Annotated in this window: 9 protein-coding genes; 7 read left to right on the top strand and 2 right to left on the bottom strand. The window is 44.1% G+C overall.

The genetic code is table 11. The features are described from left to right. A partial coding sequence (locus IQQ51_RS14180; RefSeq protein ID WP_228012863.1) for an adenylosuccinate synthetase occupies positions 1 to 1,194 on the bottom strand: 1,194 nt, incomplete at its 3' end. 755 nt (positions 1,195 to 1,949) lie between these two features. Between IQQ51_RS14180 and IQQ51_RS14175 the strand changes: the two genes are divergently transcribed. The 4 genes from IQQ51_RS14175 to IQQ51_RS14160 all read left to right on the top strand — a co-directional run bounded on the left by IQQ51_RS14175 (position 1,950) and on the right by IQQ51_RS14160 (position 6,797). Beyond that, positions 1,950 to 2,822, top strand: a complete 873-nt coding sequence (locus IQQ51_RS14175) for a LysR family transcriptional regulator (RefSeq protein WP_193841407.1) — start codon at positions 1,950 to 1,952, stop codon at positions 2,820 to 2,822. A gap of 276 nt (positions 2,823 to 3,098) precedes the next feature. Then, complete coding sequence (gene dmeF / locus IQQ51_RS14170) at positions 3,099 to 4,061, top strand: CDF family Co(II)/Ni(II) efflux transporter DmeF (protein WP_193841406.1); 963 nt, start codon at positions 3,099 to 3,101, stop codon at positions 4,059 to 4,061. Beyond that, positions 4,039 to 4,455: a MarR family winged helix-turn-helix transcriptional regulator gene (locus tag IQQ51_RS14165; RefSeq protein WP_017059185.1), complete on the top strand. Its 417-nt coding sequence runs from the start codon at positions 4,039 to 4,041 to the stop codon at positions 4,453 to 4,455. The genes dmeF and IQQ51_RS14165 overlap by 23 nt, the downstream gene beginning before the upstream one ends. A 617-nt stretch (positions 4,456 to 5,072) precedes the next feature. Further along, the gene (locus IQQ51_RS14160) at positions 5,073 to 6,797 is read left to right on the top strand and encodes a methyl-accepting chemotaxis protein (RefSeq protein ID WP_193841439.1); all 1,725 of its coding nucleotides are present in this window, start codon (positions 5,073 to 5,075) and stop codon (positions 6,795 to 6,797) included. A gap of 148 nt (positions 6,798 to 6,945) precedes the next feature. On the opposite strand, the gene IQQ51_RS14155 is transcribed toward IQQ51_RS14160, so the two are convergent. Continuing rightward, complete coding sequence (locus tag IQQ51_RS14155) at positions 6,946 to 7,185, bottom strand: PAS factor family protein (protein WP_193841405.1); 240 nt, start codon at positions 7,183 to 7,185, stop codon at positions 6,946 to 6,948. Positions 7,186 to 7,424: 239 nt separating this feature from the next. Here IQQ51_RS14155 and IQQ51_RS14150 point away from each other — a divergent pair, with 239 nt between their 5' ends. From IQQ51_RS14150 to IQQ51_RS27110, 3 genes are all read left to right on the top strand, one after another. Further along, on the top strand, positions 7,425 to 8,423 hold the full coding sequence (locus tag IQQ51_RS14150; RefSeq protein WP_193841404.1) for a DHH family phosphoesterase: 999 nt from the start codon (positions 7,425 to 7,427) through the stop codon (positions 8,421 to 8,423). A 487-nt stretch (positions 8,424 to 8,910) separates the two neighbouring features. After that, positions 8,911 to 11,100 carry an immunoglobulin-like domain-containing protein gene (locus IQQ51_RS14145; RefSeq protein WP_193841403.1) on the top strand — a complete coding sequence of 730 codons (2,190 nt, stop codon included), beginning with the start codon at positions 8,911 to 8,913 and terminating at the stop codon, positions 11,098 to 11,100. Positions 11,101 to 11,329: 229 nt separating this feature from the next. After that, positions 11,330 to 11,446 (top strand): helix-turn-helix domain-containing protein (locus IQQ51_RS27110; RefSeq protein WP_228012876.1); only part of this gene is annotated, 117 nt, incomplete at its 3' end.

The following is an 11,446-nucleotide window of genomic DNA, read 5'->3' as shown; positions in this document are numbered from 1 at the left end:
CAACTCTTCGATACGAGTTACGTAATCTTGTGCGGCTTGAGGAAGGCTCTCAAAGGTGCGGCAGCCAGTAATGTCTTCGTCCCAGCCTGCCATATCTTCATATACAGGTTTTAGTTCAGCAGTTTGTGGCCAAATTGGGTTCTCTGTGTGCTCACCTGAATAAGCGGTACAGATCTTAAGTTCAGATAAACCAGACAAGCAATCAATCTTAGTCAGAGCGATTTCAGTCGCGGCTTGTAGGTCAACGCCGTTTCGAGTTGCGACCGCATCAAAGTAACCCATATCACGCGGGCGACCTGTTGTTGCACCATATTCGTTAGAGCTTTCGCGGAAGCTGTCTTGCTCTTCCATTGCAGTCACTAGCGTGCCAGTACCAACAGACGAGCTGAATGATTTAGCAACGGCAATAACACGCTCAGGACGAAGAGCAGGTAAACCACTACCGATACCCGCGTAAGCTGCAGTTACATTTGAAGACGTCGTCCAAGGGTATTCACCGTAGACAAGGTCACGACCTGCGCCTAACTGAGCTTCAAACAGTAGGTTTGCGTCTTGTGATTGCAGTGCTTTAAGTGGTTCAGTCACGTTGCAAATGAACGGACGCCAAGCCTTAGTCACTTCAAGTAACCACTCTGTCATTTCAGAAGCTGTCTGAGTGAAATCACATTGAGGGTATAGCGCTTTGAGCTGAGGCATTTTCCAATCAAGCAGGAATTGAATACGCTGCTCTAAAATCTCAGGCTGATTCAACCAACCCACAAGAATGCCTTTCTTCATTACACGATCGCCGTACGCTGGTGCAATACCTTGACGTGTTGAACCGTAAGCGCCATCACCCAAACGCTCTTCTTCAAGCGTATCTTCAAGAGCGTGTAAAGGCAGGCACAGTGTGGCACGGTCTGAGATTGCCATTTTCACTTTGATGCCAGCCGCCTGTACTTCTGCAATCTCTTCAGTTAGAGCAGCGGGGCTGATCACCATGCCTGGGCCAAGAACCGCCGTACAATTAGGATTAAAAATACCACTAGGTAGTTGATGCAGTTTGAATGTACCGAAGTCATTTACCACAGTATGACCCGCATTGTTTCCGCCTTGAAAACGAATGCTAGCAGAAGCTTGGTCTGCTAAAAAATCGACGATGCGGCCTTTGCCTTCATCACCCCAGTTTGCGCCCACAACAACGATAGATGGCATAATTTTTCTCCTAACTGATTGAGAAATCATGTTAGGCCTACAAGGTGGATAAGAGAAATTAATTATCTTTATTATCTTGATAAGAATTCCATATATCCTTAAAGTCTTAATCTACAAACGAGATTCCCTATCACGTTCGTTCCTCACTGTAGGGAATGACGAGGTGGGGTGTAATTCGTAGTAGAGAGTGACGCGATTGCAGTTACTTACAACTGGAAGTGACGAACCTAACCTCGACTCGATTTCTTGGCGTCATTCCAGAACCGAGGTATCAGGAATCTCAAACCACAAGCGAGATTCCCTATCGCGTTCGTTCCTCACTGTAGGGAATGACGGGGTGGGGTGTAATTCGTCGTAGAGAGTGACGCGATTGCAGTTCCTTACAACTGGAAGTGACGAACCTAACGTCGACTCGATTTCTTGGCGTCATTCCAGAACCGAGGAACGAGGTATCAGGAATCTCAAACCACAAGCGAGATTTCCTATCGCGTTCGTTTCTCACTGTAGGGAATGACGATGTGGGGGTATTCCTCAATTTAATGAACGACGATAATTAGTAGAGAAACGTCAAAACAACCGTCATTCCAGAACCGAGGAACGAGGTATCTGGAATCTCAAACCACAAACGAGATTTCCTATCGTGTTCGTTTCTCACTGTAGGGAATGACGATGTGAGGATATTCCGCACTGAAGGGAATGACGGATGGGGCATTCTTCATTTTTAGGGAATGAAATAAGTAACACGAGAGAGAGGTATGATGCTGGATATCAATTTGTTGAAGACGTTTGTGACGCTTGCGGAGTACAAGCATTTCGGGAAAGCAGCCAATGCACTGCATATGACCCAACCCAATGTGAGTTTGCACCTAAAACAATTAGAACAACAAACACGCATAAAGTTGATAGAGCGAAGCCCTTTTCAATTGACTCAAGCGGGTGAGCGGCTATTGGAAACAAGCCAAAGAACGCTACTCGAACTACAGATTTGTCAGGCCGATCTCAATGCTATTAACGACCTTAAAATAGGGACGTTAACCATTGCTGTGAGTGACATCATTTCTCGATTCTTGCTAATTCGCCCGTTCCAGAAGTTTAAAGCGCAGTATCCCGGTATTGACCTTACGCTCTTGAATACCACCTCATCTCAGGCATCGAGTTTAGTTAAAAATGCTCAAGCGGATATTGGTTTTGTTATCGCCAAAGAGCAGCACAACGAGTCATTGTATTTCACTAAGCTGCAAGAGCTTTCTTGGTGTGCGCTTGGCGATGGGTTTGACATCCAAGACTCTGATGCAGAGCTCACATTGATTCTACTGGGTCATGATACGAGAACGCGTGACTTCATTGATGAAGGCTTACCGAGTCTTAATCTCCCCAATTACAGGGTAATGGAAGTAGGGAGTGTCGATGCTCAAATCGATTGGGCAGAAGCGGGTTTTGGCGTGGCGATTGTCCCTGAATTCGCGGTATCAACGAAGCATCATTTGAACTCAACAGTGACACCATTGATCAACTTCTCGAGCACCAGCCTTGGTTATATTGTTCGGCAGAACCAAGTCTTGTCGAAAGCAACCAAGCAGTTGTTAGGGTGGGTGAATGATGAGATTATTTCATTGCAAAACAAATAAATACAATCATTGAGTTTGATTCAATCAGCCCACCTCGCGTGGGCTTTTTTGTCCCTGAAAAGCCTCGTTTTTACTGAATCAATAAGCGCTGGAACAATCTAGAGCGCACCATCAACTATTCGTCCCGCAAATCATAGTTTCAAAATTCATCGTTGACAAAGTTTGATAATCAAACTAAATTCCAATTTATTACTTTGATTATCAAATTACTTGTTAATCAAAGGGATTTTATTAACAACGATCATCTAACCACAAATACAAGCTAAGGACGCCATTTTGAGTTTTCCAACACGTCACCAACACAACTTTTCTTCACATAACAGCCAAGGTGAGAAACGCACGTTCTATGTCTTGTTATTGACCGTCGTTACCATGGTTGTTGAAATCGTTGCAGGTACTATTTACGGCTCAATGGCGTTACTTGCCGATGGTTGGCACATGGGGACGCATGCTGCGGCGTTTGGCATCACCTTATTTGCATACCGATATGCGAAGAAACATGCCGAGAGCGAACGTTTCTCTTTCGGTACTGGCAAAGTCAGTGTGCTAGGGGGCTACACCAGCGCGATTGCATTGGGGATTGTGGCATTGTTGATGCTGGTGGAATCAGTGCATCGTTTGTTTAACCCACAAGCGATTCAGTTCAATGAAGCGATCATCGTTGCTTGTATTGGTTTAACTGTGAATGTGGTGAGTATGTTTTTACTTGGCGATCACCATCATGATCACGGACACGAGCATGGCCATTCACATAGCCATGATCACGACAGCGACCATGGTCATAAACATGGTGAGCACCATCATGACCATAACCTACGCGCAGCCTACATGCATGTGTTGGCCGATACTCTAACTTCGCTGCTTGCGATTGTTGCGCTGCTATTTGGTAAGTTTTACGGTTGGAACTGGTTAGATGCAGCAATGGGAATGGTTGGCGCATTCGTGATTGCTAAGTGGACGATGAACCTGATGAAACAAACCAGCCCAATCCTACTTGATGAGAATATCGACCAAGATTATCGTGACTCAGTGACCGAAACCTTAACGCCTTATGCGTCGGTCACTGATTTCCATATGTGGAAGGTGAGTGGGCATCACTATTCAGCAGCGATTACTCTTGAATCAAACAGTGATAAAACCATCTCTGAATATAAACAAATGCTCGCCAAGTTTGATAAGATTAATCATCTTACTCTTGAAGTGCATTCAAACGACCATGCGAAATATAGAACAGCTTAACCAAATACTGACTGAGTTCTACGATAAAATGTCTTCGTGGGAGCAGTCTGTTGTCAAAGAGACGGGTTACTCCCTGGCTCAAGTACACACCATTGAAGTACTTGGTATGCATGGCGCGTTAAGAATGAAAGAGCTCGCTGAAAAGTTGGGCATAACCACGGGTACACTTACTGTTCAAATCGAAAAGCTGGTTAAAGCTGAATTGATTGAACGCCATGAACACCCAACGGATCGTCGTGCAATTGTGGTGGCATTAACTGATGAAGGTCAGAAGATCCACGTTCACCATAACCAGCTTCACTTGAATTTGGTTAATGAGCTGACGCAAGACATCGAAGAAGACGAGAAAGCGGTATTATTGAAGTGCCTAACCAAGATGGTGAAAGCGTTTTAGTCAGCCTTAAGTTCGCAGCCTAACTTATTAGCCGCAAAGCGATTGATTAGAAATCCAAAAATGGACCTGACTCGAATTGAGTAGGTCCATTTTTTTCGCCATTTACGATCGACTCTACAATCACCAATCGATGGGTTTCCCGTTTAAAAACCAAGTCAAAACCTCCAATATTGATCTTCGTTCTTGCTCCTCTGATGAGCCAAAAAAGCGTCATTTCTAACCATCAGGTCAATAATATTCCAAAGTGTTTTAATTCAAAGCTTTACATAGCAAGGTGTTCAAGCCCTCACACTCCGTCAAATAGCTGTCTCTCACTTTTATCATTCAACTAATGTACATGTAATAAATTTGTGTTATTGATAAAATTAACTTTAGTTGGCTGCTTCATTTGCTGTTTAAATGCAATTAAGAACGTCATAGCTAGTGGACTTAGAAGCCACAGTTTTAGACGCTCATTATCGATATAAAAACCATAACAATAATCAGGTCGCGCAAGCTGGATATCCATTCTTTGATGCGATTTATTTAGATACTCATAGTTAATTTAGTAAAGACGAGCCACGTATATGAATATAAAGAAAAAGCTCTATTCGCTGGGGATGTTCTCCATCTTCGGCATGATTTCACTGCTGTTTACCACATCACAATTTGCAGACACCACCGCTCAAATGAGCGAAGCCAAACAAATTACCAAAGAACTTGAAGTGCGCTTGCTCAACCTTCGCCGTAACGAGAAAGATTTCTTACTGCGTAGTGATATGAAATACCTCGACAAGTTCGACGTAAACTACAACAAATTCTTAGCGTCTGAATCTGAGCTAGATACAGTGCTCAGTGATTTAGGTTTAGCCAACAGCACACACCTACGTGAAGACATCGAAACCTACCACACCAGCTTTGTTAACCTAGTAAAAGCGAGCGAAGTCTATGGGCTAGCACGCGACAAAGGCCTGCTAGGCGAGTTTCATGTTTTGCTCGATAACATCAGTGCGACAGCCAGTGCGGAACAAAAAATCGAACTTTACCTGTTCAATGACTTAATTGAGAAGGGGGAGTTAGACCCGAGTGTTCTTTCTATAACTTCGAATATGAGTAGCTCAGCGGCTTTGATTGACGCTGCTCGCCAAGTGGTTGAGCAGAAGCGCGTGATCGGTTTGAAGCATAACGAAGGTCTCCTAGGCGAAACGCGTTCTGGCTCACATGTTATCGAGACTCAGTTTAAAGAGTTCTCGGCGGTGCTAGACCAACAAACGCAGCAAGAGATGGACAAACTATCGCTGATCAACAACATCCTTTGCGTCACATTGCTTGTGTCGATCATTCTGTTCAGTTGGTTAATTGTCCGTTCTATCATTGGCAAAATTGAGTCACTGCTTTCGGTTATCCGTAATATCGTTAATTCAAACGACGTGTCTATTCGTTCTCACCTAGATGGTAAAGACGAACTCAGCACGCTAGGCCAATACTTCAACCAACTGTTGGATCAACTGGAAGGGCTTATCGCTGCCTCTCAATCTAAATCATTGCAACTGACACAAAGCACATCGAACATGCATGATGAGCTAGAGTCAGTAATCAAACAGTTTGAAGTTCAAGCAAATCACACCTCAACCATGACAACGTCAGTTCAAGAGATGGTACTCACCATTGGCGAGATCTCTGAAAGCACATCGGTTGCGGCTGAAGGGGTACATCAAGCGAAAGTGAATGCGGATAAAGGACGTGAAGTGGTGGTTGAAACCATCAGCAACATCACCCAGTTGTCTGAACGCCTTTCAAGCAGCCAAGATTCGATCAGCTCACTGAACCATCATGTTGACCAAATCGGCGATGCAGTAAACATCATCCAAGGCATTGCAGAACAAACTAACCTATTGGCATTGAACGCAGCCATTGAAGCAGCACGTGCGGGTGAACAAGGTCGTGGCTTCGCGGTAGTTGCCGATGAAGTACGCGCACTAGCAAGCAGAACGCATCAATCGACCACAGAAATAACCTCAGTGGTGAGTGCGATTCAAAGCCAGATGCAGGCGTCGATGACAGAAATTGGCGAGTGTAATCAACAAGGCCAACTAACACTTAAAGATTCAGAAGAGCTGGATGCAAGCTTGCAACTTATCTTGAGCGATATGGAAAGCATTCAAGGCAACTCAGAACGTATTGCATCAGCGATTGAAGAGCAGGGCGCAGTGATGGCGCAAGTGAGTGACTCAATCACAGAGCTAAACACCATCTCTAACGACAACAACGCATCAGCTCAGCACTGTTTAGTTGAAGTCGATAAGGTCGCAGAACAAGCCCATGATATGGATAAAGCTGTGGCACAGTTCAAGACATCGTAACGTTCCTGAAACTAGCTAAAACCAAAGGCGCAGATTATCTGCGCCTTTTTTGTATCTGAAATTCACTAATCAAATGACGCGAACGAAAAAACGGCCCTAACTGGGGGAAGGTTAGGGCCGCTGTGTTACGTATTTTAAAGAAGGAGATTTACTTGCTTCGGCCTTCCAACACATCAAGTGCCAGTTCAACCGCTTTATCAATATTGTCGCATCCCGCTAACTTACCTGAGCTGATAGGACCAAGCACATTAGCGTATAACGAGAGCTGCTTGTTAAATGGCAGGCTCAACTGCTTATATAAACGCTGGCGAATCTCGGCATGTTGCTCAGGAGCGTGAGCAGCAAGGCTTTTTAAAGTGTCATAAACAAGAGTGGTGGTAGTGTTCATTCGTCTCTTTATCATTAAGTGGGAGGCGCTTATTTTATAATCTTTTCGTATTCGTTTACTGTGATATAAGTCATACAATATTATTAATGTGTTTATCTTTTGAATCTAATGAGAATAAGGCATTCCAAAATAGACTTAAGTATCTGTGAAATATAACTAAAATAATGACAGACTATCGAACACACAAACGAATTGGCGCGTTTCTGGCAAACGGTTAAATCTATAGGAAGAGGAACAACATGCACTACGACGTATTCAACGGAGACGCAGATGGCATAATCGCGTTGTTACAGCTGCGATTAAGTGAGCCAAGAGAGAGCGTACTCATTACAGGTGTAAAGCGTGATATTAAGTTGGTCTCTCAAGTTGTTACTCAACTTATGGAGCCGGGCAATCAAGGTGGCGTCTCATCCGCTACCGTTTTAGATGTGTCGATGGAGAAAAATCTGCCGGCGTTGCACTCACTGCTAGACGCCAACATCAATGTATTTTATTGCGATCACCACCGAACAGGGGATGTCCCAACTTCTGAGCATTTAGATACTCTGATTGATACCGCGCCAGAGAGCTGCACGAGCTTGCTGATTAACCAGAAGCTGAATGGTGCGCATGTGGCTTGGGCAATCGCGGCTGCCTTTGGCGACAATCTAAAAACTGTGGCCGTGCGGCTAGTGGATGAAAATGGATTCGATCAATCTCAAACCGAGTTTTTAGAAGAGCTAGGTACCTTGGTTAACTACAATGGTTACGGTTCGTCACTGAGTGATTTGCATTTCACGCCAGCTGAGCTTTACAAAACCCTTTATCAATACCCGAATCCGTTTGATCTTTTGGATGATAAAGACTCTGTGTTTTATCGACTACGAGCAGCTTATCAAAATGATCGCCAACAGTTATCAAACCTTGCTCCTGTTTATGAAAGTGAAGCCGCACGTGTGTTTGAACTGCCAGGTGAGGCTTGGGCAAGGCGCATCAGTGGCGTATTTGGTAATGAAATCGTTAATCAAGACCCAAACCGAGCGCAAGCAGTATTAACGAAAAACCAAGATGGCGAGTCTTACACGGTGAGCTTACGGGCACCATTATCAAACAGAAGGGGTGCAGACGAAATTTGCTCAAGTTTTGCAACTGGCGGAGGAAGAAAAGCAGCGGCTGGAATTAATCAACTTAATGAACTTGATAAGGTGAATTTTATTTCACTATTGGATGCATACTATTCATCTGGTACTGAAGGTTAACTGAAAAACTCCCGACGTATCCATTCAAAATTCCACAAATTCTTACTCCTATATTCCGTTATATGTGTGTATTGCTAGCACATATATGATGGCTATATCTACGCTATTTTAGTGATATCACTCGCAATGGTATCTGGTCTGAGGTCAGTAATTACGGCGTGTTTGGGGTGAATTTTGCCGATTTAAAGTTCATTTTTTCCTATTGGTGATTTTTTATATTTTTGGTTAATTATCTTAGTGAATTAAGGTTGATTAAATATTTGCACAATCAATGGGTTCGACCGAAAATAACAGTTTTTAGCATTTCAATTTGAATGAAAAGTCAAAATCATATTGATTCTGATATTCAATCTGTGACTTAAAATCACAAGTTAAATCAAAGGTCATCTTTTCCTATAAATTCCATTACTTCTCTATAAATATTCATGATTACAATGAATTGGTTCGGTTGTGATTGGCACAGCTGTTAAGTAAGGAAGTGGGACTAATGTTGAAACGTAAAGCTCTACAATTAGCAGTATCGGTCGGCATGGCGGCTATGTCTGGCGCTGTTTATGCGAATGGTTCAGATATGACGAATCCAGATTCTGGCGTCGTGGTTGGCTATTGGCATAACTGGTGTGACGGTGGCGGCTACCAAGGTGGTAATGCGCCATGTGTGACACTGGATGAAGTGAACCCAATGTACAACATCGTGAATGTGTCATTCATGAAGGTTTACGATGTGGCTGATGGTCGAATCCCAACTTTTAAACTGGACCCAACCATTGGGCTTTCAGAAGAACAATTTATTGACCAAATCTCTGAACTCAACAAGCAAGGTCGTTCTGTACTGTTGGCTTTGGGTGGTGCTGATGCACACGTAGAGCTAGAAACCGGTGATGAAAGAGCCTTTGCTGATGAGATTATCCGTCTTACCGAGCGTTACGGTTTCGACGGTCTAGATATCGACCTTGAACAAGCAGCCGTAACCGCAGCAAACAACCAAACCGTGATTCCTGATGCTCTTAAGCTAGTGAAAGACCACTACCGCGCAGAAGGTAAAAACTTCCTTATTACTATGGCGCCTGAGTTCCCGTATCTAACGACAGGCGGCAAGTACGTACCTTATATTGATAATCTAGAAGGCTACTACGACTGGATTAACCCACAGTTCTACAACCAAGGTGGCGATGGCATCTGGGTTGAAGGCGTGGGTTGGATTGCTCAAAACAACGATGCGTTAAAAGAAGAGTTTATCTACTACATCTCTGATTCTCTGATCAACGGAACGCGTGGTTTCCACAAAATCCCACATGACAAGCTCGTGTTTGGTATTCCTTCAAGTATCGATGCTGCAGCGACAGGTTTTGTGCAAGAGCCACAAGATTTATACGACGCGTTTGATAGCCTAACGGCGCAAGGCCAACCGCTACGTGGTGTGATGACTTGGTCTATCAACTGGGACATGGGCACCAACAAAAACGGTCAACAATACAACGAGCAGTTTATTAAAGACTACGGCCCGTTTGTCCACGGTCAAGTGACGCCACCACCAGTAGAGGGTGAGCCCGTTCTTAAAGGTGTTGAAAATACGCGTGTTCTTCACGGAACAACATTTGATCCTATGGATGGCGTAACGGCAACAGACAAAGAAGACGGCGATCTAACGTCATCAATCGATGTTGAAGGTTACGTTGAAACCAGTGTTATTGGTACTTACGTTCTAACTTACCGAGTGAAAGACAGCGATAACAACGAAACTACTAAAGCGAGAACGGTAGAGGTTTACAGCCAGAAGCCAGTATTTAATGGTGTGTCTGACACAACTGTTGTGTTGGGAGCTGCGTTTGATGCTATGGCAGGCGTGACGGCGAATGATGCTGAAGATGGGGACCTGACAAGCACTATTACACACACTGGCAGTGTCGATGTAAATGAGATCGGCAACTACACACTAGTGTATAGCGTAACAGACAGCGCGAACCAAACTGTAACCGCTGACCGTAAAGTGTCTGTAACTGATGGTTCTAACTGTGCTGCTTCATGGGATGCCGACACCGTTTATGTGGAAGGCGACCAAGTATCTCATGACGGTTCAACGTGGGGAGCAGGTTGGTACACTCGCGGCGAAGAACCAGGAACGACAGGTGAGTGGGGCGTTTGGAGAAAAGTTTCAGACTCTTCTTGTGGTGGTAACCCAGATCCGGGCGATGACTTAGAGCTTTCAGTTTCAGGGCTTCAATCAGAATATGCACCAGATAACGGCAATGTACGTTTAGATCTGACACTGACATCAAATGAAGCATTAGATGTTACCGCTATGGTGATCAACAGTGCAGGTACTGTGGTAGAGCAAACTAAGGTTAATGTAACGGACAGCCGCGCTATTACCATCGACTTGTACGATGTAGCGGAAGGGCAATATGCACTTGAAGTAGTCGGTAAAGCGTCTGACGGTGAAATGGTGATGGTAAACGATTCGTTCGCTGTTAAAGACGGTGGTGGTACAACACCTCCTCCAGGTGATTACCCTCCATATGAAGCGGGCACAAACTACGCAGCGGGTGACATTGTGGTCGGCAGCGATAATGGCTTGTACGAATGTAAGCCTTGGCCATACACGGCATGGTGTGCAAGTGCATCTTACGCTCCAGCAGATAGCCAATATTGGCAAGATGCTTGGACAAAGCTGTAGTCTGATAGCTCAACGCTAGTTATATAAAGTAGACGATCAAAGAGAGGCCATTGTGCCTCTCTTTTTTATGTTTAAACATTTCTGACTTAGAGCTTTATAACCCACTTAACCTTAAACTGTGCTCTGCATATTGCTCTAGATCAAAATAGGAGTGATTATCAATTGTATTACTTGTTAAAAAATAGCACTATGCGCTCATTGAATTTTCTATATTGTTAATATTTGCATAATGAATCTTTCTCAAGTCGACCTCAATCTACTCGTTATTCTTAAACACCTTCTTGAAGAGAAGCACGTTTCCAACACGGCATTGGCACTGGATATGAGCCAACCTACGGTGAGCCGA

Source organism: Vibrio sp. OPT18 (assembly GCF_015163615.1).
GTDB lineage: Bacteria > Pseudomonadota > Gammaproteobacteria > Enterobacterales > Vibrionaceae > Vibrio > Vibrio coralliirubri.
This window is presented reverse-complemented; position numbering and strand designations above follow the sequence as displayed.